The sequence below is a fragment of the Pseudomonas lundensis genome (assembly GCF_002269125.1).
GTDB lineage: Bacteria > Pseudomonadota > Gammaproteobacteria > Pseudomonadales > Pseudomonadaceae > Aquipseudomonas > Aquipseudomonas lundensis_A.
On sequence record NZ_NQKI01000014.1, the window covers coordinates 23635 to 45211 of the forward strand.

Annotated in this window: 19 protein-coding genes and 1 pseudogene; 12 read left to right on the top strand and 8 right to left on the bottom strand. The window is 58.8% G+C overall.

Features of this window, described 5'->3' with window-relative positions:
• Window positions 1-576: 576 nt before the first annotated feature.
• Together CJF39_RS10855 and CJF39_RS10860 are read right to left on the bottom strand one after the other, a co-directional pair.
• The gene (locus CJF39_RS10855) at window positions 577-1911 is read right to left on the bottom strand and encodes a lysine N(6)-hydroxylase/L-ornithine N(5)-oxygenase family protein (protein WP_094993425.1); all 1335 of its coding nucleotides are present in this window, start codon (window positions 1909-1911) and stop codon (window positions 577-579) included.
• Between the two features lie 117 nt (window positions 1912-2028).
• On the bottom strand, window positions 2029-2508 hold the full coding sequence (locus tag CJF39_RS10860) for a sigma-70 family RNA polymerase sigma factor (RefSeq protein WP_094993426.1): 480 nt from the start codon (window positions 2506-2508) through the stop codon (window positions 2029-2031).
• 312 nt (window positions 2509-2820) lie between these two features.
• On the opposite strand from CJF39_RS10860, the gene CJF39_RS10865 reads away from it, so the two are divergent.
• The 5 genes from CJF39_RS10865 to CJF39_RS10885 all read left to right on the top strand — a co-directional run bounded on the left by CJF39_RS10865 (window position 2821) and on the right by CJF39_RS10885 (window position 9506).
• Window positions 2821-3993, top strand: coding sequence for an efflux RND transporter periplasmic adaptor subunit (locus CJF39_RS10865; protein WP_094993427.1), 1173 nt, complete (start codon window positions 2821-2823; stop codon window positions 3991-3993).
• Window positions 3994-5961, top strand: a complete 1968-nt coding sequence (locus tag CJF39_RS10870; RefSeq protein WP_094993428.1) for a MacB family efflux pump subunit — start codon at window positions 3994-3996, stop codon at window positions 5959-5961.
• Between the two features lie 7 nt (window positions 5962-5968).
• The gene (locus CJF39_RS10875; RefSeq protein WP_094993429.1) at window positions 5969-7363 is read left to right on the top strand and encodes an efflux transporter outer membrane subunit; all 1395 of its coding nucleotides are present in this window, start codon (window positions 5969-5971) and stop codon (window positions 7361-7363) included.
• A gap of 288 nt (window positions 7364-7651) precedes the next feature.
• Entirely contained in the window at window positions 7652-8506 is an 855-nt protein-coding gene (locus CJF39_RS10880; RefSeq protein WP_094993430.1) for a hypothetical protein, read from the top strand.
• A 169-nt stretch (window positions 8507-8675) separates the two neighbouring features.
• On the top strand, window positions 8676-9506 hold the full coding sequence (locus CJF39_RS10885) for a hypothetical protein (protein ID WP_094993431.1): 831 nt from the start codon (window positions 8676-8678) through the stop codon (window positions 9504-9506).
• Between the two features lie 39 nt (window positions 9507-9545).
• On the opposite strand, the gene CJF39_RS10890 is transcribed toward CJF39_RS10885, so the two are convergent.
• Window positions 9546-11156, bottom strand: a complete 1611-nt coding sequence (locus CJF39_RS10890; RefSeq protein WP_094993432.1) for a PvdJ/PvdD/PvdP-like protein — start codon at window positions 11154-11156, stop codon at window positions 9546-9548.
• Window positions 11157-11383: 227 nt separating this feature from the next.
• On the opposite strand from CJF39_RS10890, the gene dkgB reads away from it, so the two are divergent.
• Entirely contained in the window at window positions 11384-12187 is an 804-nt protein-coding gene (gene dkgB / locus CJF39_RS10895) for a 2,5-didehydrogluconate reductase DkgB (protein ID WP_094993433.1), read from the top strand.
• Window positions 12188-12222: 35 nt separating this feature from the next.
• Here dkgB and zapE read toward each other — a convergent pair whose 3' ends face one another.
• Window positions 12223-13341, bottom strand: coding sequence for a cell division protein ZapE (gene zapE, locus CJF39_RS10900; protein WP_094993434.1), 1119 nt, complete (start codon window positions 13339-13341; stop codon window positions 12223-12225).
• A gap of 304 nt (window positions 13342-13645) precedes the next feature.
• On the opposite strand from zapE, the gene CJF39_RS10905 reads away from it, so the two are divergent.
• On the top strand, window positions 13646-13900 hold the full coding sequence (locus CJF39_RS10905) for a DUF2790 domain-containing protein (protein ID WP_094993435.1): 255 nt from the start codon (window positions 13646-13648) through the stop codon (window positions 13898-13900).
• A 301-nt stretch (window positions 13901-14201) separates the two neighbouring features.
• Window positions 14202-14459 carry a DUF2790 domain-containing protein gene (locus CJF39_RS10910; RefSeq protein ID WP_094993436.1) on the top strand — a complete coding sequence of 86 codons (258 nt, stop codon included), beginning with the start codon at window positions 14202-14204 and terminating at the stop codon, window positions 14457-14459.
• A gap of 136 nt (window positions 14460-14595) precedes the next feature.
• Here CJF39_RS10910 and CJF39_RS10915 read toward each other — a convergent pair whose 3' ends face one another.
• Window positions 14596-14874 carry a PepSY domain-containing protein gene (locus tag CJF39_RS10915; protein ID WP_094993437.1) on the bottom strand — a complete coding sequence of 93 codons (279 nt, stop codon included), beginning with the start codon at window positions 14872-14874 and terminating at the stop codon, window positions 14596-14598.
• Window positions 14875-15038: 164 nt separating this feature from the next.
• Between CJF39_RS10915 and CJF39_RS10920 the strand changes: the two genes are divergently transcribed.
• The gene (locus tag CJF39_RS10920; protein WP_094993438.1) at window positions 15039-16040 is read left to right on the top strand and encodes a FecR family protein; all 1002 of its coding nucleotides are present in this window, start codon (window positions 15039-15041) and stop codon (window positions 16038-16040) included.
• Here the strand turns inward: CJF39_RS10920 and CJF39_RS10925 are convergent.
• Window positions 16037-18331 carry an acylase gene (locus CJF39_RS10925; protein ID WP_094993439.1) on the bottom strand — a complete coding sequence of 765 codons (2295 nt, stop codon included), beginning with the start codon at window positions 18329-18331 and terminating at the stop codon, window positions 16037-16039. The two genes, CJF39_RS10920 and CJF39_RS10925, sit on opposite strands and share 4 nt — an antisense overlap.
• A gap of 271 nt (window positions 18332-18602) precedes the next feature.
• Between CJF39_RS10925 and CJF39_RS10930 the strand changes: the two genes are divergently transcribed.
• A complete protein-coding gene (locus CJF39_RS10930) occupies window positions 18603-18986 on the top strand; it encodes a fe2+ zn2+ uptake regulation protein (RefSeq protein WP_094993440.1) in 384 nt (127 codons plus the stop codon).
• Here CJF39_RS10930 and CJF39_RS10935 read toward each other — a convergent pair.
• Window positions 18983-19171 (bottom strand): hypothetical protein, encoded by a 189-nt coding sequence (locus CJF39_RS10935; RefSeq protein WP_047276524.1) that lies wholly within the window; start codon window positions 19169-19171, stop codon window positions 18983-18985. The genes CJF39_RS10930 and CJF39_RS10935 overlap by 4 nt on opposite strands.
• A gap of 237 nt (window positions 19172-19408) precedes the next feature.
• Here CJF39_RS10935 and CJF39_RS23485 point away from each other — a divergent pair, with 237 nt between their 5' ends.
• A complete protein-coding gene (locus CJF39_RS23485) occupies window positions 19409-19531 on the top strand; it encodes a hypothetical protein (protein WP_262373556.1) in 123 nt (40 codons plus the stop codon).
• Here CJF39_RS23485 and CJF39_RS10945 read toward each other — a convergent pair.
• Window positions 19528-20429, bottom strand: a pseudogene (locus tag CJF39_RS10945) (LysR family transcriptional regulator). The gene CJF39_RS23485 and the pseudogene CJF39_RS10945 overlap by 4 nt on opposite strands.
• Window positions 20430-20547: 118 nt before the next feature.
• Here CJF39_RS10945 and CJF39_RS10950 point away from each other — a divergent pair.
• On the top strand, window positions 20548-21543 hold the full coding sequence (locus CJF39_RS10950; protein ID WP_094993442.1) for an aldo/keto reductase: 996 nt from the start codon (window positions 20548-20550) through the stop codon (window positions 21541-21543).
• The last annotated feature ends 34 nt before the right edge of the window (window positions 21544-21577 follow it).

The window sequence follows — 21577 nt, forward strand, 5'->3', positions numbered from 1 at the left end:
AACGGGGCAATCGCCCCCGGCCCGGCAATGCAGGTCGATGATGGCGACGGCGGATTGGCATAAGGGTGTGGCCCATGGTGAGTCCTCTGACTTACAACGTCAGCGGTGTTCCACGGCAGGTGCAGACGAGCACAGGCGCTACGCCGCAAACGCGGGGCATGGGCCTGCTTCCTGAGGCAACCGGCCTGGCGAAAGGCGTTGGTCACACAGGTTTAAGTGTCGAAGAGAGGGCTTGCCGGATCAGGTCACAGGGGACCGGTTCTAGACGCCATTTCTCGCTGTTCAGCAAGAAACGGCAGGGGAATCTGCGCGTTAACTTGCCGAATGTTTGCCAGTCTTGAAGACCGGCCGACTACTGTCACTCGAACTGGTACCCACTGAGGGACTCCGCTATGGATGAAAACGCCGGCAGCTTACGCCTGACGCTTTAGAGAGTAAACCGCAGGCATACGTCCGTGCGGTAAATCGGAAAACCCTTCAGGAAGGGTTCAGATTCCAGTGAGGGTTCAAGTGCCCCCCTGAACCCTCAACCGCAAAAGCCCCTTCAATGAGTGACACAGCCCGTTTGTTTAAAGGCTATACAGCCGCCAACAGCTGCTCGGCGTTGAGGTGACTTTGGGTATGGCGTTTAACGTGGGCATACAGCGACGCGGCTATTTCCTCGGAACGAATTGCCAGCACCGACAACAAGGTGTCGCTCAATCCATGGCTGGCCTGGCAAAAGCCCTGCATGTAAATCCCGGCTTTGCAGCGCTGGTCGGTGACAATGCGGTAATCGCGGTCCACCTCGAAGTCGCCCAGGTACTCGGCCAGCGGTGCCAACAAATGCCGGTGCAACTGGCGCTCATAGCCTGTGGCCAAAATCACCGCATCGTACTGCTGCGCGCTGAGGTCACCCGTGGCGGTGTTGCGCAGCGCCAGGGTGATGCCCTGCGCATCTGCAACGGCCCCTTCAATACTGGTCAGGCTACGAAACGCATGGCGGGCAATACCCGACACTTTTTGACGGTAGAAAATCCCGTAAATACGCTCGATCAGGTCAATGTCGACCACCGAATAGTTGGTGCTCTGGTACTCGGTAATCAGGCGCTCACGTTCGGTGGTGTTCTGTTGATACACCAGGTCGGTAAACGCCGGAGAAAACACTTCGTTGACGAACGGGCTGTCATCGGCCGGTTTGAGGGCCGAGCCGCGCAGGATCAAATCCACCTGCGCCGACGGGAAGCAGTCATTCAAATCAATGAATGCTTCAGCGGCACTCTGGCCACCGCCAATGATTGCGATACGCATGGGCTTGCCGCTCACGCAAGGTTGCGCAGCCATGCGCTCCAGGTACTGCGAGTGATGGAAGACGCGGCTGTCACTGTTGAGTGCCTTGAATGCTTCAGGAATACGCGGTGTACCACCGGCACTGACCACCACCGAACGCGTCGTGCGCACGTGCTGCTGGCCTGAAATATCGCGGGAAATCACGCGCAGCGCCTGGACCTGTTGCTGATGCAACACCGGCTCGATGGCCAACACGTCCTCGCCGTAGCGGCTTTGGGCCTCAAAGTGCGACGCCACCCAGCGCAGGTAGTCATTGAACTCCATGCGGCACGGGTAAAAGGTGCCGAGATTGATGAAATCAACCAGACGACCGTGGGCATTGAGGTAATTGACGAACGAATACGGGCTGGTCGGGTTGCGCAATGTGACCAGATCCTTGAGGAAGGAAATTTGCAGCTCACTCTGGGTGACCAGCGTATTGCCATGCCAGCGGTAGTCCGCCTGCTTGTCCAAAAACAGCACATCCAGCGGGCCTTGCACCTGCCCGCGTTCTTCCAGGGCGATGGCCAAGGCCAGATTGGAAGGCCCGAAACCAATGCCGATCAGATCATGAACGACGGCCGAAGCGATTGCCTGTGTCATTTCCAGTGTCCTCTGGATTACCCCTCAACAGGGGGGAGAAAAAGCCCATGACCCGATTGCGCTGTGGCAGCACGGCAGGTCGTCTGTTGAGTAGGAACGAGACTACAGAAATAAAATTTAGGCGTTGTCCCACTGCCGAATCCGAATCCGGCAATGCTTCATGGCGTTGACAATATGCTTTTCGACCACGCTGCGGGAGACACCGAGGCGCTCGGCAATTTCCGGATGTGACAAGCCTTCAAGCTTGCGCAGCAAGAAACTGTCGCGGCATACCGCAGGCAATTCACTCAGCGCACGCTGCACCATTTCCAGACGCTGGCCCTGCGCCAGGGTGGCGTGAGGGGATGGGCTGTAAAAGCGCTCGTCGGTGTCCAGCGCCTCAAGTGGCTCGATCTGGCGCAAGGAGTTGCGTCGATGCCCGTCGATCACCAGGTTGAGGGCCGTGCGGTACAAAAAGGCCCGCGGCTGCTCAATCGGCTCATCGCTGGAACGCTCCAGAACGCGTACATAGGCGTCATGCACCACATCTTCGGCGGCCTGCGCATTGCCCAGTCTGGCACTCAAAAAGCTGACCAGCTCGCGGTAGTAGTTTTCCAACGTAACTCCTGACCGCAACCGGTGCGGCAACTTTCCATGAGCGCTGAAACAAGGCCGAATCAGATGGCGGCATGATGATGGCACTTAAGGGGACGTAATTTATAGTAATTCTCATATAGATTTAAAGTCCGGCTGTTGAGACGAACAGGAAATATTCAGAAATAACCTGTTCTGCCCCGCCTTAAATTCGTTGTTCAGCTCTACGTCTACTCAACAGCTCCCCGTAACTGTCAGCTCGTGACAGCGTTAGCTGTAGGGCATTTCGGCTCGACGACCTGACGACGGGCCAAATCCCATTGGCCGGAACCCTGCATGAAACGCCCCCGACAGACCCGCCACGCTGTACTGATCGCATTTTCTTCACTGCTGGTCGGTGCCTTTGTTGCCTGGCCCTTTCTGACACCCGGCCGCGAAGCGTATGACACGGTGACGGTGACGCGCGGCAACATTGAAAACAGCGTCACGGCACTTGGCACGCTGCAACCACGTCAGTACGTGGATGTCGGCGCTCAGGCGTCCGGGCAAATCCGCAAGATCCACGTCGAGGTCGGCGCCGAGGTCACGCAAGGTCAGCCGCTGGTGGAGATTGATCCGTCGACACAAACCGCAAAGCTCGACGCCAGCCGCTTCGCCATTGAAAACCTCAAGGCTCAACTGCACGAGCAGCGCGCCCTGCATGATCTGGCGCGGCAGAAATTCCAGCGCCAGCAGCGCCTCGCCCAAGGCGGCGCCACGCGCGAAGAAGACATACAAAGTGCCCAGGCAGAGGTGCGCACTACTCAGGCGCGCATCGACATGTTCCAGGCGCAGATCCGTCAGGCCCAGGCCAGCTTGCGCAGTGACGAAGCCGAATTGGGCTATACGCGCATCTTTGCGCCCATGTCCGGCACTGTCGTGGCCATCGACGCCCGCGAAGGACAAACCCTCAATGCCCAGCAGCAAACGCCGCTGATCCTGCGGATCGCCAACTTGTCGCCCATGACGGTCTGGGCCGAAGTCTCGGAAGCCGACATCGGCCACATCAAACCGGGTATGCAGGCCTATTTCACAACATTGAGCGGCGGCAACCGGCGCTGGACCAGCACTGTGCGGCAAATCCTGCCCGTGCCGCCCAAGCCCTTGAACGAGGCCAGCCAGGGCGGCGGCAGCCCTGCCAGTTCAGGCAAAAGCGGCAGTGCAAGGGTGGTGCTGTACACCGTGCTGCTCGATGTCGACAACACCGATCAAGCGCTGATGCCCGAAATGACGACCCAAGTGTTCTTTGTCGCCGATCAGGCCCGAGATGTCCTGCTGGCGCCCATCGTGGCCCTGCAAGGCAGCAACGACGGCGATCGCCAGACAGCCCAGGTGGTGGCCAAAAACGGTGACATCGAAGCCCGCCAGATCCGCACCGGTATCAGCGACCGCTTGCGCGTACAGATCCTTGAAGGGCTCAACGAGGGCGACCACCTGCTGATCGGCCCCACCCCCGGCGACGGAGGTTAAATGACCACGCCCCTGATTGAACTGCATGCCATCCGCAAGGTGTACGGCGGCGTCGACACCCCGCAGGTGCAGGTGCTCAAAGGCATCAGCCTGTCGATCCATGCCGGCGAATTCGTGGCCATTGTCGGTGCCTCGGGTTCCGGCAAGTCGACGTTGATGAACATCCTCGGTTGCCTCGACCGCCCGACCTCCGGGCGCTACCTGTTTGCGGGCCAAGACGTGGCCAGCCTGGACAGCGACGAACTGGCCTGGCTGCGCCGTGAAGCGTTCGGCTTTGTGTTTCAGGGCTATCACCTGATTCCCTCTGCCTCGGCCCAGGAAAACGTCGAAATGCCCGCCATTTATGCCGGCATACCTGCCGCCGAACGCCATGCCCGCGCGGCTGCCCTGCTGTCGCGCCTGGGCCTGGCCGAGCGCACCGGCAACCGGCCGCACCAACTGTCCGGCGGCCAGCAACAACGGGTTTCCATCGCCCGCGCCTTGATGAATGGCGGGCACATTATCCTGGCTGACGAACCCACCGGCGCACTCGACAGCCACAGTGGCGCCGACGTCATGACGCTGCTCGACGAACTGGCCAGTCAGGGCCATGTGGTGATCCTGATTACCCACGACCGGGAAGTCGCGGCACGGGCCAAACGCATCATCGAAGTGCGCGATGGCGAGGTGATCAGCGACAGCGCCCACGGTGCACAACCGTTCACGGACAACCCCAACACCCTGCAGGCCATCGACCTGCGCCAGCGCCTCAATCAAGGCAGCGAAGCCCGTGGCGCCTGGAAAGGCGAGCTGCTGGATGCCGTCCACGCGGCCTGGCGGGTGATGTGGATTAATCGCTTTCGCACCGCCCTGACCTTGCTCGGTATCGTCATTGGCGTGGCGTCGGTGGTGGTGATGCTGGCCGTGGGTGAAGGCAGCAAGCGTCACGTCATGGCCGAAATGGGCGCGTTTGGCTCCAACATCATCTACCTGAGCGGCATGTCGCCGCGCCCACGGGCGCCGCTGGGGATTGTCACGCTCAATGACGTGGCCGCGCTGTCTACGCTGCCGCACGTGAAGATGATCATGCCGATCAACGGCGCCGAGATCGGTGTGCGCTATGGCAATGTCGATCACACGATGTACACGGGGGGCAACGGCATTGACTTCCCGGCCATTTTCAATTGGCCGGTGGTGCAAGGCAGTTTTTTCACCCAGGCCGACGAGGATGCCGCGGCCGCCGTGGCCGTGATCGGCAAGAAAGTGCGGGAAAAGGTACTCAAGGACGTGCCCGACCCGATCGGGCGCTACATCCTGCTGGAGAACGTACCGTTTCGCGTGGTGGGGATTCTGGCCGAAAAAGGCGCCAGCTCCGGGGATTCTGACAGTGACTCGCGCATCGTGGTGCCCTACTCCGCGGCCAGTGTGCGCCTGTTTGGCACCCACAACCCTGAGTACGTGGTGATCGCCGCGGCCGACGCGAGCAAGGTCAATCAGACCGAAAAAGCCATTGAGCAATTGATGCTCAAGTTGCACGGCGGCAATCGTGATTTCGAAATCACCAACAACGCGGCAATGATTCAGGCCGAAGCCAAAACCCGCAACACCCTGTCGTTGATGCTCGGCTCGATTGCTGCGATCTCGCTGCTGGTGGGCGGCATCGGGGTGATGAACATCATGCTGATGACGGTGCGTGAACGCACCCGTGAAATCGGCATTCGCATGGCCACCGGGGCGCGCCAACGCGACATCCTGCGCCAATTCCTCACCGAAGCCCTGATGCTCTCGGTGGTGGGCGGTGCGACCGGGGTCGGCCTGGCATTTATCGTCGGCGCCGTGTTGTCTCTGTGCGATGTCGCAGTCGCGTTCTCGTGGGTTGCCGTCCTCGGCGCCTTTGGCTGCGCACTGGTAACTGGCGTCATTTTCGGCTTTATGCCGGCCCGCAAAGCTGCCCGGCTCGACCCGGTCACGGCCCTGACCAGTGAATAAACAATTGATGAAGCCGTCCTTGAGTGTGTTGTCCGTGTGCCTGTTACTGGGCGCCTGCAGCCAGAATCCTGCAGGCGACGATAAGGCCGTGGTGCCACCGGCGACGTGGCAATCCGCAGCTGTCCGCGCCTCTCTAACCGTCAGCCAACAGTGGTGGCAACAGTTTGGCAGCCCCGAATTGAATCGCTTGATTACCCGGGCCCAAGCGGACAGCTACGACCTCGCGGCCGCCGTCGCCCGCGTGCAGCAAGCCCACGCCAGCGCCGTGATTGCCGGTGCGCCGCTGCTGCCGGAGGTCAAATTCAGCGGCAGCGGCAACCGGGAGAAACTCCTGCGCGGCAAAGGCTACAGCCAGCTGGATGCCACCGATGACAATAAAGCCGTGGACTACTTTGATGCCAACCTGACCGCCAGCTATGAAGTGGATTTCTGGGGGGGCAAAGCCGCTGCCCGGGACAGTGCCGTACAGGCGCTTCGGGCCACCGAGTTCGATCGTGCAACCGTGGAACTGACGCTGCTCAGCAGCGTCGCCAATGGTTATGTGCAGACCCTGGCCCTGGAGGAACAACTGCGTATCGCCCGCCTCAGCCTCGCTAACGCTCAACGGGTGCTCAAGGTGGTGCAAACGCGCCATGACGCAGGCTCGGCCACGGGGCTGGAACTCGCCCAGCAAAAGAGCCTGGTGGCCAGCCAACAACGGCAGGTGCCGCGTGTGCAACAACAAGCCCAAGAAGCACGCATTACCTTGGCGGTGTTGCTGGGCAAACCCGTGCAACAACTGCACCTGGGGGAGACGTCTTTCGCCCGCCTGCACTGGCCAACCCTCGGCAGCGGCGTGCCCAGCGACTTACTCAGCCGACGCCCGGACATAGCCAGCGCCGAAGCCAAACTGGCGGCGGCACACGCCGACATCACGGTCGCGCGTGCTGCCATGCTGCCCAGCCTGACCTTGAGCGCCAGCCTGGGCTCGGGCGCCGACCGCTTGAGTGACGTGCTGCGCAGCCCGTTTTATAACCTTGCGGCAGGGCTGGCCGCGCCGATCTTCAACAACGGCCGCCTGAGCGCCGAACGTGACAAAGCCAGCGCCCGCCAGCAGGAACTGCTCTACACCTACCGCGCCAGCATCATCAGCGGGTTTGCCGATGTCGAAAAAGCCCTGAACAACGCTATCGGGCTGGACCGCCAACGCCAGTGGCAAGACGAAGAACTCAAGCAGGCGCAACAGGCGTTCGACATAGCCCAACACCGCTATGAAGCCGGGGCGGAAGTGTTGCTCACGGTGCTGGAAACCCAGCGCACGCTGTACCAGGCGCAAGACCTGCACGTGCAACTGCGCAGGGCGCGCTTGCAAGCCAGCATTGCCTTATACAAAGCACTCGGCGGGGGCTGGCACGCCAAGTAAGTTGTGCCGGCATTCACTTTTTTCTGAACGCTTAACTATGTATCCCCAAGGCGGGTTCATTGCGCCTTATTGTTTCGACACCCAGCGATGTGCGCGGTGTTGAAACACCTCAATCATGACGTTGCACGGCGACCCATGATCCCGCTGACATTTATCCCCCACGCGCAGCGCACATACATTTCGTACAGCACCCAGTTAAATACTCAGCACATTGCGCGCACGAGGCATGACCATGAACGCCACCCCTGATAAAAACGTTGACTTAACTACCCTGCCAAACACGCTCGCTTGCCAGCATGGGAATTACTTATCCCGATTGAAGGAAGCGGTATTAACAGTGGTGTTTCAGCCGTTGAATTCAAAGGCAAACTCTATGCGTTCTATCTCAAATCAAACCCCGGGCAACCGACGACAATCGGTTATGCCACCTTGTCCAAAAACATTAAAAACAGACTCTTTGTAGAAAGCCTTGATGAACTCACTGCCAAGGACGTGGCTCACTTCAGACCCGCCGTTACGGTTTACGACGATCATTTATTTTGCTTTTTTACAGCCACCGACCAAACCCTGCGCTATCACGTATTTACGGGAACCGACTGGTCCGCTGTGGATACCGTGCCCCATACGTTAACTGCCGACGCACCCTCTGTCGCCACGCACGGCAACCGCTTGTATTTGGTGCTGCGCGGAACCGTGGGGAATGTGTTCTATCACAACGTGTTCGAAAACTTCAGTTGGGGCACGAACATCCCCAGCTATCACATCCTTTTCAACGACAGCCCGTCACTGTGCATGTATGAGGAAAAACCCCACGTGGCAATCAATGGCCTGGATGGACAACTGCATGTATTTGTATTCACCGACAATCAATGGCGACCTGCTTTAAGGCTTTCTCAACGCAACCTATACGGCGCGCCCGCACTGCATGCGTGGGCAAAATTCATCGTTACTGCCACGCGCAGTAGCGTCACCCACCGTTTTTTAACCGAACTTATCCACCCTCCCGCAGCTAGGCCGCAGCTGTACAAAACAGCTGGCCCTTACGTGTCGCCTCCGTGCCTGACGACCTACGACCATGATTTATATTTACTTGGACAACGGCCGTGCAATGACTTGGGTATTTCGCGGTTTAACCCTGATTAAAATCCCGGAGTGAACCGTCATTCCCGCCCCCTCTTCACGCGAACGGAAACTAACCGTTGCCGCCCCCCAACTTGCAGCCAAGCCAAAAAGACACCCCATGAATCATTTATCCAATAACAATTCAGATGCGCCAATACACAATTCGGGTTGCCTAACCTGGGAATTGATCATGCCCATTGAAGGCACGGGTATTTCCAGCGGTGTGTCGGCCGTCGAGTTCAAAGGTAAGTTGTATGCGTTCTATACCCGCCATAAAACCCCTGACGCCGTGACGCTGGGTTATGTTGTGCTGAACAAAAACGCGGACAACGACTTAAGACTGGAAAGTATCAATGAGCTACCGGCCCCGCAAGTTGCGCATTTTCGACCGGCCGTGACGGTGTACGCGCAACACCTGTATTGTTTTTATACCGCGACCGATCAAACCATACGCTTGCTTAACTATTCAGGCGCTGAGTGGTCATCGACTGAGTCAGTGCCCAACGTATTAACGTCTGATGCGCCTTCTGTCGCAAGTAATGGCGCTAGTTTGTACCTCGCCTTGCGCGGCACACGGCAACACGCGTTTTACCACAAGGTTCTGGATCACACCGGCTGGCAACCGCATGTACTTGATCCTGATATAGACACCGCAGAAAGTCCTTCACTGTGCATTTACGAGAACGTGCCTTATGTGGGAATAAGAACCCCGGCCGAGCAACAACTTATATGCCGTTTATCCAGCTACTGGCACCCCATACACCTCTCCAAACAGCGCGGCACCTATGGCGCTCCGGCACTTGCTGCACACGATAACTGCTTTTTTTCCGCGGCTCGCTTGCGCGACAGCAACCAGTACACCATTGACAGGTTTCAACCCAAGCAGGGGATGGAGCACGTAGACAAAACTGCAGGCGCTTACTTGTCACCACCCTGCCTCACACAGTACTCGGGCGATCTTTATTTGATCAGTCAGCGGCCTTGCAATGATCTCGCCATTTTAAAATTCAACCCCGACTGATACCTGATGTACCCCTCATGCCGATTGGCTGCGAGGGGCTTATATCGCCAGGTGCCGGGCATACCAGGGACGACGTGGAACCTTGCGCTGCAACGTGTCCAGCACCTGTTCATCAGCGAAAGTAATACGTAACGCCAGCTTCATGGTCTCAGGGTCCATTTCCACCGTTTTGCCCTCTGCCAGCCCCGGCGTGGTGCTGCAACCATGGGTGATGGGCCCCAGCCAGGGATCGCCCACTTCCACCCAGCGGCCCGGCGCAAACCACGGCACACCGCTGACGTCCACGCAGGTCACTTCGCCCGGGTGAAAACGCTGGTGGGCGCGGTACCAGTCTTCAAGGCGGTCATCGATCCAGCCGTGAAAGCACCAGAACACCGGATTGACGTGGGAGGAAAACGGATCACCCAAAAAGTCATTCTCGGGGGCGTACCAACGCGCGGAAAAATCGGCCGGATCACGAGCATAGGGCACAGGCGCCCCATTGGACGGGTCGCGCGGCACAGAAGCCCAGCGCATGTGCAGCCAGTCGTGCAGCCCCAGCTCAACCTCCGAACCGAACTGGCCGAGGGTCAATCTCGACAGGTAACGCGGATCGCGATACCGCGACTCCCACACCTCAAAATTACTGTGGAAGGTCTCAGGCTGTTTGATGTCGCTCAACCATTGGGTATACAGCGCGTCGCCCTCCGCCAGCCAGGTCGGTGGCAAGGCGCTGCCGTCGTGGTTGTCAAAGTAACGCGCAAACCCCGCGCGGTCGCGTTCCAGCTCCGGCTGGGGCAACGGGAGCGCGGACCACGAGGGCAAATGCTGCATCGAGCGCGCCGTGCGCAACATGTGTCGGTGCATGAAAAAGAAATCCACCCCCGAGCCATTGCGGTCCTTGCGTGGCCCCCGGGCGTCGCGCTCCTTGTTGCGCTGACCGGGCTGCCAGCCGATGCCGCGCAGGGCATTGCGCTTGGTCTCGGACAGGTCGTGCCAGGTGTCGCGTGAGGCATGCCAAAGCTGGTGAAAAAGCCGATGCTGCGGCGACACCAGCCATGCCAGCAGGGTCGGGTTCAGGCCGATACGCGCGCGGGCTTCAGGAAAGGTGCACTTGAGCGCGACAAAGTGGTTGTCCTGCTCGGGCAATGCCAGCGGGCGATCCAGACGCTGCACCCGGCCACTCAAAGTGCCACTGCCCGCATTGCCATACAGGCCCCACACTTCATCAAGGCTGAAACTCAATTCGTAATCGGGTAGCCCATGAGCAGCATCACTGCGGGTCAGGCGCCAGTGCATGCGCCGGGCTTGCGGCTCAACCAGATCGCCCAGGATGCGATAGCGCGGGGTCTGCTCGCTGTGCAACACCTGAGCCGTGTCCAGAAAACCCCGGACCCCTCGCCCCCGCGGCGCAATGTCCAGCCACACTTCGAGGTCGCCGGACGGCAAACCGTGCAGCCCGGCATCCTGGCCGCTGAACCGGATCGTCCATAGACCGCGCAACTGATCGGCCAGTTGCTGCCCGGCCGTGTCTGCTAGATCGACCGTTGCCTCGCCAGGGGTGATCGGTTCGTCCACCCGTGTCAACGCGCGATGTCCATAGAACGCTGCAGGCGCGGCAGCCCCGGTGATCGCTAAACCTGCGATGAACCCTCGTCGAGAAATCGTCATTGCCCTACCTGTCCCAGCCTGAATGCAGGCGTTATCCAAGCTAGAACGTGTGCGCATCGACGAAATTTAGGCCTCGGGCCCGGGTCACCCAGCAGGAACTCCCACGCCTGAACGAACTCAGTGATTCATGACCTGTGCTCAAGAGAGCTTTGCCTCAGGACGGGTGTTTCACCCCCACAAGGGCAGCGATACTCACCCTCATTCTTACGACCTCCAAGGAGTTATCCATGACAGTTCCAGCCTTCGGCCTCGGCACTTTTCGACTTAAAGGCCAAGTGGTGATCGACTCGGTTAAAAATGCCCTTGAGCTGGGTCACCGCGCTGTGGACACCGCGCAGATTTACGAGAATGAAGCCGATGTCGGCCAAGCCATTGCCGAGAGTGGCGTGGCACGGGATCAGCTGTACATCACCAGCAAGATTTGGGTCGATCATTTCAGCCGCGAAACATTGGTTCCGAGCCTGAAAGAAAGCCTGAAGAAACTGCGCACCGACCACCTCGACCTGACCCTGATCCACTGGCCTTCGCCGGCTAACGAAGTGCCTGTCAGCGAATTCATGGCCGCGCTGCTGGACGCCAAGCAACAGGGGCTGACCAAAGAAATCGGTGTGTCCAACTTCACCGTCGCGCTGATGAAAGAAGCGATTGACGTAGTCGGCGCCGAGCACATTGCGACCAACCAGGTCGAACTGCACCCGTACTTGCAAAACCGTAAGGTGGCTGAATTCGCCAAGAGCCAAGGTATTCACATAACGTCCTACATGACGCTGGCCTATGGCGACGTGTTGAAAGACCCGGTCATTCAACACATTGCAGAGCGGCACAACGCCACCCCGGCGCAAGTCACGCTGGCGTGGGCCATGCAACTGGGTTATTCGGTGATTCCGTCGTCTACCAAGCGCGCCAACCTTGAGAGCAACCTCAAGGCGTGCGAGCTGACACTGACCGAAGCCGACATGCAGCACATTGCAGCGCTGGACCGTGGCCATCGTCTGACCAGCCCAGAACGCCTGGCGCCTGAATGGGACTGAACCGAAGGGCAGCAGCCTCGTGCTGGCCAGCGCTGTCAGTGAACGCCGAACCGCTGCAACTGCATCTCCCGCAACCGGCTCAAGGTGCGGCGAAACGCAAATGACAGATAGCCCTGTGTGTACAGCTGCTCCATAGGTACGTGCGCCTCGATGCACACGGGCACTTTGCGGTCGTAACACTCATCGACCAGCGCAATAAAACGCCGCACGCTGTCGTCATACTTCGACAGCTGCGGCAGCTCCCGATCCCCCGCCTCGACTTTTACCGCGCCATCCTCAGTACCGCGTGCAATCTTGCCTTCGCGTTGTTCGGCACTCAGGCAGGGGACTGCGCTGAGTACAATGACCTTGAAACGGTCACACAACACCATGAATTCGGTGGCCGCCAACGGCTGTTCGCAGAGCGCATGAAAGCTGCACCACAGCACGCTGTCACTGGCGCCCAGAACATCAAGCGAGCGATGCCCGAGCACAATCGGTTGATGGGTGCAAGCCCGCCCTTGCGTCAAGTGCTCGAACAAAGGCCCCATGACGCTGGGGTGCCCCACAGGCGTTACCCAATAACGCTGTTCGGCGATGCCCGGGTGCAGGCGATGATCCTGGGCTCCGTCCACCGAAACCACATCCATGTGCTTGAGAATCGCGGTAATCGCCGGCGTAAAGCGCTCACGGTTGAAGCCGTGGCCGTACAACTGCTCGGGCGGCTGGTTGGAAGTGCACACCAACACCACGCCTTCATCGAACATCACCTGAAACAGACGGCCGAGAATGATCGCGTCACCGATGTCATTGACGAACAGTTCGTCAAAACACAGCACCCGCACCTCTTGAGCCAGGCCTTTCGCCAATGCAGTGAGCGGGTCTGCCGTCCCGATCAACTGAAACAAACGCTGGTGCACCCACTGCATGAAGTGATGAAAATGCTGGCGTCGAGCTGGTACGCGCAGGCTCTGGAAAAACTGATCCATCAACCACGTTTTGCCACGCCCGACCGGGCCCCACAAATACACCCCTTTGACGGGGTTCACGTCCCGATTCAGTTGCTCATGGCAGCGCTGCAAGGCCTGCACCGCGCGCCACTGCGCGGGGTCGTGAACAAAACCGTGTTGTGCAACGGCCTGCTCCCAGGCGCTGAGGGGGGAATCCACGTGCATGCGATGGCTGGCTCCAGAATCTGACGGGCCAGTATGCCAGCAAGGCCTCGACGACGCGCCCTTGAAAATGGGCTCGACGTCACCACATTGTTACCCATGCGGTAACACAGCCTTTTGCCATCAGGGCTTTTTCAGAAGTTTGAACGGCGTAAACTTGGCGACATGTAATACACAACCTATGCACTTTCCAACCGGTACTTCGTACGGGCTTATTGAACAATCAACGGGCGCCGTAACTTCTTCCCGCCCCATGGCAAATGAAGTCAGTCAGTGTTACCCCTTGATTACTTTAGAGGCCACATAAATGAAACAGTTAATTGCTTTACTTATGGCTGGCATGGCGACTGTTGCCATGGCCAGTGAAACAACCCAACCATCGCAACCCGAAGTTGAACATTATTCCTACGGGTCGACATTGGACATTGCCAACGTCATCAGTTTGTCGACTATTCCAAAAGTGTGTGAAGTGGTACCCGCACAGATGACGTACGAAGACCACCAAGGTCAGCGTCACAACGTCGAATACCAAGTGATGGGCGACGGCTGCAGCACCCACTAAACCCGTGCGCTGCCCCCATGGTTGCACGCACGGATGCGACCCCAAGCCCCCTCTTCGGAGGGGGCTTTTTAGTGCGCGTGGGAAAAACCCCCCATTGTTACCAATCCGGAAAAACTGCTTGGCGATCTTTTGACTTTAATCAATACAAGGGGGCGGTATTCTATGTACATCCCTGGACGAAACAGTGAAACAGGGCACGGTACTTCGTGTTACGCCATACCGACTTAATGACGTAACAACTTCTCCCGCCTGCACGGCAATGGAAGTCAGTGATACGTGATTGTTTTAAGGTCTTAAATAAATGAACCGTTTGATCGCACTTGCTTTGATGGGTATTTCGACACTGGCCGCTGCTGAAGATATTCAAGTGGCACAGGCCCAACCGGTGGTTGAACAGTACACCTACGCTACCGATCTGGACGTTGCCAAAGTTATCAGCGTGACGCCCACTGCCGATGTATGCGAAGTGGTTCCGGCGCAAATGACCTACGAAGACCATCAGGGTCAGCGCCACATTCTTGAGTACCGCATCATGGGTAACGGCTGTTCGAACGGCTAAGACCGGCACAACAGGGCAAGTTGCAAACCAAGCCTCCGGTATTCGGGGGCTTTTTAGGGCGCGTCAAGCGCACTGGCTTGGAGCCCGGCCCTGACGTGCAGGACCGGGCTTTAGAGGCAGTTCAGACGCTGAAGAATCAGTCTTTTTTCTCTTTGATGATTGTCCCATTGTGATCAAACGTCGTTTCGACCTCTACTTCGACACCGTCGATCTTCTTCACGCCTTCAGCTTTCCAGATACCCGTCGCCGGGTTTTCCAGTTCGATTTTCTTGATGGTGATGTAGCCATTTTTAGTCTTGAGGACTTCAATGGCTTCTTTGGAGAACGCCCAGTTTGCATCAGGCGCCGCCATCGCAGCGCCAGCGCTCAACAGAACAGCAGCAGTGATTGCAGCAGTAAGGGTTTTTTTCAACATTGTCTTAACTCCATTAATTGATGTTGCGTCTGTTACGTAGCTTGCCGCAGTAAACGTAGCAGAGAAAAAACCAGCCATGAGGGTGAAATGACATGCTTTTGACATGCCTCATGTTCTCGTTCGCTCTGGCACAGGGGTAGAATGCCCAAAACCAGGAAGAGCCAATGAGCGAAACACCCCTCACCGAAGCCCAATACGATGCCATCACCGAGGCCGCTGCCCAGTGGTGCATGCGTTTGCATGAGCCCGATTGCACAGATCAGGAACGTAAAGCTTTCACGGTGTGGCTGAACGCCGACCCCCTGCACGCGTTTGAATACGAAGCGATGCAAGACATCTGGGAGGTCAGCGAACACTTGCCCAAGCCCGAGCCTGTTGGGTCGCAGGTGATTGCCTTGGTGCAACGTCCTCGCCAGCCCGCCTGGCAAAAACTGGCCATCGCAGCGGCTATCACCTTGCTGACCGTTCCGGTCGCGGCTTACAGCGGCTGGGAATTGGGCTGGGTGCCCAACGCCTACGAGCACGTGCAGGCGGATACCACTCTGCGCACGGTGACCCTGCCGGACGGCAGTGAAATTGAGCTCAACCTGGGCACTGAACTGACCTACGCCAACTACAAAGACCAGCGCCGGGTCACGTTGAGCAAAGGTGAAGCTTTTTTTAAGGTCAGTCATGACGCCACGCACCCGTTCGTGGTTCAGGCGGCCGAGGGCCGTGTACGCGTAACGGGCACTCAGTTCAACGTCTGGATGTATGAAGATCAGGTCAAAGTGACGTTGCTGGAAGGCTCGGTGCTGGTCACCAGCAATAAAAAACTCAGTGGCGACGGGCTGCGGCTGGAACCGGGCATGCAAGCCCGCTACAAGGCTGGCGACTATGCCGCACAAATCAGCCAGACCTACGCCAACTCGCCGGATCTGGCATGGCGCAACGGCAAGCTGGTGCTGGACAACCTGACCCTGGCCGATGCCCTGCCCCTGATCAACCGCTACCTGAGTACGCCACTCGTGCTGGCAGACAGGGCCACCGGCGCCCTGCGCGTGGGCGGCGTGTTCAACACGAAAGAAATCAACAGCCTCGTGACCTCCCTGCCGAAGGTGTTACCGGTCTACCTGACCCTGAGTCAGGACGGTAAACCGGTCCTCAACGCCCTGCCCCGCGGTTAACGGCTCTGCCGGATCTGAATCAGTTGGTAGTTCGGATCAGCCTTGATCTGCGCCTCGGTGAAGGGCAAGGTTTGCCAGTGTTTTTTCGAGAACGCTTGCGTCTGATCCGCAGCGTGTGGGGACGTCGGGTCGCTTGACAGCGAGAACGCCAGAAAGCCTTGAGCCTGCGGGCCGTTTTCGTCGAAGGTCACCGTTTGCAAATAGCTGGTGCCGCTGACCACCTCTTGCTTGCCACCCTCCCCCGGCACGCTCTGCATGGCGTTATAAACCCCCAAAGTCGCCGGGCCGCCGTGGATCGGGGTGCGCTGGTCACCCACGCTGACACCTTGAATCTGGCCCCACGTCATGTCCGCACTCAACCCTGCTTCAGCCACCTGCGCGGCCGAGGCCTTGAGCGCTTCGTGTACGGCTTGGCGCACGGCCGGTTGATCGATATTCAGCCCGCGCGGCGTATGCTGCGGATCGTGCGCACTGAAGGGCACCCGCCACACATCCGGCACCTCGAGCAGGCGCGCCATGAGGTGCTCGAAATGCAGCAGGCCGATGCCGCTGTCCAGGTTCGCGTGTTGATCCCATGCCTTGAGGCTCGCACACACTGCAACCTGCGGCGCCTGGTGCTCCGTCTGGCAGACGTGAAGCAGATCAGGCATCACCTGACCGGCCAGGTACACCCGGTTATCCATCACCATCCCTTGCAGATCGGAAACACCCAGCGTTCCGGGCTGACTCAGGCGCTGCAAGGCAAAACGCGCGCGCGGCCCCAAGGGCTGCCCGTCCTGACTGATCAGCGGGGAAAACCCGCTCAAAGGCGCCTGCGGGTTGGCCATCCACGCCGAATCGTTGGAATGCTGCACGTAATCATTGCGCCGCAACTGCGGCAGTTGGCTGGCCGGGTAGATCCCGGCTTGGGCCGCGTCGGGGTCATCGGTCCAGGCGCAGGCACGGCGGCTGCCATCGAGCAGGATCATCTCCAGCCCGACTGAAGGGTCACTGCATGCCGCCAATTTGGCCTGATCGACATACGGCACCACCGACAGGTTCATGTACAGCGCCTGCCCCTTGTCATCCACGGCAAGGGTGTTAACCCACGGGATTCCTTGAAGGGTATTTACCGAGGCTTGCAGGGCATCGAGGCTGTTCGCCTGATTGATCGCATACCACTGCTGCAACACACGATCGTTGTCGAGGTTGGCGTCGCGCAAGCTAAACGCCACGTGATCGTCCCAGTCCAGCTTGCCCGGCCATTGCACGACCGGCCCGAATACCGAGCTGTACATCACCTGTGAGTGCGGCTTGAGAGTGCCATCAGCCTGCTTGACCTCAACGCTGACGGTTTGCTCGTGCAACGGCAGAGACTTACCGTCCAGCAGGTAGCGCTTGGGGTCCTGCGGGTCGAGGGTCAGCCGGTACAGCGTGAAGTGTTTCGAGGTGTCGACGGTATGGGTCCAGGCCATGTGCTGGTTGAAACCAATATTGATCAACGGCAGGCCGGGCAAGGCGGCCCCCATCACATCGAGCTTGCCGGGGATGGTCAGCTGCATCTCATAAAAACGCATGCCGCCCACCCACGGAAAATGCGGGTTGGCCAGCAACAGAGCACGTCCGGTTTGTGAGCGCTCACTGCCGATGGCAACTGCGTTGCTGCCCCGTTCCAGGGCGAAACGCTGCATGCGCCGGTAGGCCTCGTTGAAGCCCTGCGTGTTGTCCACCAGTCGGGCGCTGGCCTGAGGTGGCGTCGCCCCCACCAATGCGTCGGCAAACTGACCCGCCCCGCCCTCGACCAGCAAACGACGGGTCATCTTGACCAAATCCTGTGCCGTGAGCGGACGCACCGAAGGGTTGTCACACAGCGCCGGCAATGCGTGGCGTTCGCTGAGCTGGCGGTTGTAACCGGCCACATAGCCCTCAATCAGCTCACGTACCTCTGGGGTTTGTGCCTGCCAGAACGCGTCTACGGCCTGCGGCGTATTCAGCCATTTGAAAAAAACGTCGCTGGACAGGTTGTCACGCTGCTCCGGGGTCAGCGCATCCGGACCAAAATATTTCGAGCGTTCACCGTTTACCGTGGTCACTTCATTGGCCAGCAAGCACAGGTTGTCGTGCGCGTAGGCGTACCCGATGCCGTAACCCAGACCGCGCTCGTCGTCGGCCTTGATATGTGGCACGCCGAACGTGGTGCGGCGAATGTCAGCACTCACGTCCCGGGCGGGCGGCTGAGCCAGGGCTGAAACACTCAGCCCCAGACACAGCCCTGCAAGGCATGTTTTGCTCAATGGCCTGGAAATAATCACGCGCACTCCTGCTCTGTCGTAAGAAAGGCCCCGCAGCGCTGACATTCACGCGCAGTGACCCGGCCTGTGCCTGCACTAAAGACGAAGCCGGTGAAAAAAAATTAATCAACCCGCGCAACCTTGTGGGGACGGGGGGGGCGCGCATAAGGCATCGGTTTGACGACAAATTTTCTACATCCCAATGTTCATGATTTCGGCAGCTCATTCGTCTAGTCACTTAAGAGCATTTTTTTTATTTTCCGGATCAGGCTCTGAAAAAGGAGTTTTTTGCATGCACGACTCGCACATACCAGCGGACGGTCATCCACAACGCCAATCTGCTTTTCAGCCCGACAACGGGTTGCCGGAGGCACAGGTGCAACTGCACGGCAATGAACGTATTCGTCACTTACTGAAATTTTTCGGCCTGCGCACCAGCCTGGTGCGGCTCAAGGTGATCGACGCGCTGTTGACGGCCGCCGGCAATGACCGCCGACTGGGGGTGCGCGGCATGCACAGCCATTTGCAAGCGCTGGACATTCCGCTGTCGTTTCTGAGTGTGCGCGAGGTGCTCAAGCGCTTGTGCAGCGAGGGGGTGGTGGTGCTTAACAGTGACAAGAGCTACAGCCTGCATCCACAGGCTGAAGCGGTGCTGACGGGCAAAATCGAGGCTTAAAGCTTGGTCTTGCGGCGCATGACGCCATTGATGACCACGACCACCACGGCCACACCGATGGCAATGTACTGGAACATCTTCTCGGTGATCATGCCGGCGTTTTGCATGTACGAAAGACCAAACATGATCCCCAGCACGACCAGAGAGATCAGAATCGAGTATTTCAAGCGCTGCGAAGGAGTCATTACCTGTTCCTGAATGTAAGGCGGAAAACAAAGGCCGGAATTTAACAAATATGTGCGGCTCATGGAGATGAATTGAAACAATCCTGGTCTCATCTTACAGCCGGAGAAGCGTTTTCGCTTGAGCCGACGTTCACCATGAGGATTGATCCATGTTCCGTCGTACTGCCCGCCCGCTTGCACTCTTGCTCATACTGACCCTGAGCGGGTGCGTCTTCCATCCAGATCATGGAAGGCACCATGATCATCGGCATGACCAACGCTACGATCAGCGTTATGACCAACGATATGACCAGCGCTACGATCATCGCTATAACGAGGGTCGAGCGGATTATTACCGCCGCTGAGTCGTTTGCGGGTTAACGCCTGAAACCACTGGTGGGCCTGACGCACAGGTCCACCAGCCAGTCGACAAACACCCGCACCCGCCGTGACAGTTGCCGGTGCGGCGGGTATAGCGCCGTCAGCGCCATTCTCGGCGGCGGGCAATCCGGTAACACTTCCTGCAGGCGCCCTTCGCGCACCAGGTGCGCCACGTGGTAGTGCGGCGCACCAGCCCATAGCCCGCCACACAGGCCGCCAAATACCCTTCGGCGCTGTTGACCGCCACCTGTTTGGGCAAATTGATCAACTGCACCTCCCCGCCTTGCTGAAATTCCAGCCCGTAGCGCTTGCCTGACACCCCGCTGAAGTACTCCACCATCTGATGGCGACTCAAGTGCGCAAGGGTGCGCGGCACGCCATGGGCGTGTAAATAGTCAGGGCTGGCGCAGGTCACCTGGTCCATCTGCACCAGCGGCCTGGCCACCAGCGAATCGTCCAGCGTGAGGCCTCCGCGAATCACACAGTCCACCCCTTCGCGAATCAAATCCACCGGGCGGTCATTCAGGCCGATTTCCAGTTCGATCTGCGGGTAGCTCCCCGTGAACTCCGGCAACGCCGGAAATACCACCAACCGCCCGACCGCCGCGGGCATCTCGACCCGCAGTGTGCCTTTGGGCTGGCTGGTGCTGAACAGCCCTTCCGCCTCGTCAAGGTCAGCCAGCAGGCTGACGCAACGCTGATAGTAGGCCGCGCCATCCAGTGTCGGGCTGACCTGACGCGTGGTGCGGTGTAACAATTGCACGCCCAGGTGCGCTTCGAGTTGTTTGATCAGCACGGTCACTGAAGCGCGGGGCATTTGCAGGCTGTCAGCCGCCTTGGCAAAACCGCCCAGCTCGACGATGCGGGTAAACACCCGCATCGCATTGAATCGGTCCATATCCGCTCCCGTCGTGGCATGGATTATTCGGATTATCCGAATAGTGATAGCGTTTTTACCCGGTTTATCTTGCAGGTGTCGAGGTCAAGAATAGGCCACCCACTCAGGAGTACTTAACATGCACACCCGCTCACTCGGAAAGAATGGCCCCCAGATCAGCGCCATTGGCCTTGGCTGCATGGGCATGACTGACTTCTACACCACCGGCAGCGATACCCGGGAAGCCGTGGCCACCTTGCATCGTGCGCTGGAGTTGAGGGTCAATTTTCTGGACACCGCCGACATGTATGGCCCGCACACCAACGAAGCCCTGATCGGCCAAGCCATTCGTGGCAAACGTGACCAGGTGTTCCTGGCCAGTAAATTCGGCATCGTGCGCGACCCGGCCAACCCCAAGGGTCGGGCATTGTGCGGTCGCCCTGAGTACGTTCGGCAATCTATCGATGGCAGCCTGCAACGGTTAGGCGTCGACACCCTCGATCTGTATTACCAACACCGCATGGACCCCGAAGTGCCGATTGAAGAAACCGTCGGCGCCATGGCCGAGTTGGTCAAGGCCGGCAAGGTCCGTTATTTGGGCCTCAGTGAGGCCTCAGCGGCCACACTGGAACGCGCGCATAAGGTGCATCCCATCAGCGCCCTGCAAAGTGAATACTCACTGTGGAGCCGCGATCAGGAAGACAACGGCTGCCTTGCGGCTTGCCAGCGCCTGGGGATTACCTTTGTGCCCTACAGCCCCTTGGGACGCGGTTTTTTGACCGGCGCCCTGAAAAGCCCTGAAGACTTCGCCGCCGATGACTACCGACGCGCCAACCCGCGATTTCAGGCAGATAACTTTGCGAAAAACCTGCGACTGGTTGAACAGGTAACACAACTCGCCGCCGACAAAGGCGTCACCGCCGGGCAATTGGCGCTGGCCTGGGTCTTGGCGCAAGGCGATCACCTGATCCCGATTCCGGGCACCAAGCAACGTAAATACCTGGAAGAAAACATCGCAGCGCTTGAAATCACATTGAGCACTGACGAGCTGGACGCCCTGCAAACCATCTTCCCGCCAGAGGCCGTGGCCGGTTTGCGCTATGCCGAAGAAAACATGAAGCAGCTTAATCGTTGATTGCTGTTCACAGCTTCACGCTGGCGGGTAGCGT

What these genes read in the sequence shown, in the direction of transcription:
- CJF39_RS10855 (WP_094993425.1), bottom strand. Translation starts at nt 1,911, where the DNA reads ATGACACAGGCAATCGCTTCGGCCGTCGTTCATGATCTGATCGGCATT.
- CJF39_RS10865 (WP_094993427.1), top strand. Translation starts at nt 2,821, where the DNA reads ATGAAACGCCCCCGACAGACCCGCCACGCTGTACTGATCGCATTTTCT.
- CJF39_RS10870 (WP_094993428.1), top strand. Translation starts at nt 3,994, where the DNA reads ATGACCACGCCCCTGATTGAACTGCATGCCATCCGCAAGGTGTACGGC.
- CJF39_RS10875 (WP_094993429.1), top strand. Translation starts at nt 5,969, where the DNA reads ATGAAGCCGTCCTTGAGTGTGTTGTCCGTGTGCCTGTTACTGGGCGCC.
- CJF39_RS10885 (WP_094993431.1), top strand. Translation starts at nt 8,676, where the DNA reads ATGCCCATTGAAGGCACGGGTATTTCCAGCGGTGTGTCGGCCGTCGAG.
- CJF39_RS10890 (WP_094993432.1), bottom strand. Translation starts at nt 11,156, where the DNA reads ATGACGATTTCTCGACGAGGGTTCATCGCAGGTTTAGCGATCACCGGG.
- dkgB (WP_094993433.1), top strand. Translation starts at nt 11,384, where the DNA reads ATGACAGTTCCAGCCTTCGGCCTCGGCACTTTTCGACTTAAAGGCCAA.
- zapE (WP_094993434.1), bottom strand. Translation starts at nt 13,341, where the DNA reads ATGCACGTGGATTCCCCCCTCAGCGCCTGGGAGCAGGCCGTTGCACAA.
- CJF39_RS10905 (WP_094993435.1), top strand. Translation starts at nt 13,646, where the DNA reads ATGAAACAGTTAATTGCTTTACTTATGGCTGGCATGGCGACTGTTGCC.
- CJF39_RS10910 (WP_094993436.1), top strand. Translation starts at nt 14,202, where the DNA reads ATGAACCGTTTGATCGCACTTGCTTTGATGGGTATTTCGACACTGGCC.
- CJF39_RS10915 (WP_094993437.1), bottom strand. Translation starts at nt 14,874, where the DNA reads ATGTTGAAAAAAACCCTTACTGCTGCAATCACTGCTGCTGTTCTGTTG.
- CJF39_RS10920 (WP_094993438.1), top strand. Translation starts at nt 15,039, where the DNA reads ATGAGCGAAACACCCCTCACCGAAGCCCAATACGATGCCATCACCGAG.
- CJF39_RS10930 (WP_094993440.1), top strand. Translation starts at nt 18,603, where the DNA reads ATGCACGACTCGCACATACCAGCGGACGGTCATCCACAACGCCAATCT.
- CJF39_RS10935 (WP_047276524.1), bottom strand. Translation starts at nt 19,171, where the DNA reads ATGACTCCTTCGCAGCGCTTGAAATACTCGATTCTGATCTCTCTGGTC.
- CJF39_RS23485 (WP_262373556.1), top strand. Translation starts at nt 19,409, where the DNA reads ATGATCATCGGCATGACCAACGCTACGATCAGCGTTATGACCAACGAT.
- CJF39_RS10950 (WP_094993442.1), top strand. Translation starts at nt 20,548, where the DNA reads ATGCACACCCGCTCACTCGGAAAGAATGGCCCCCAGATCAGCGCCATT.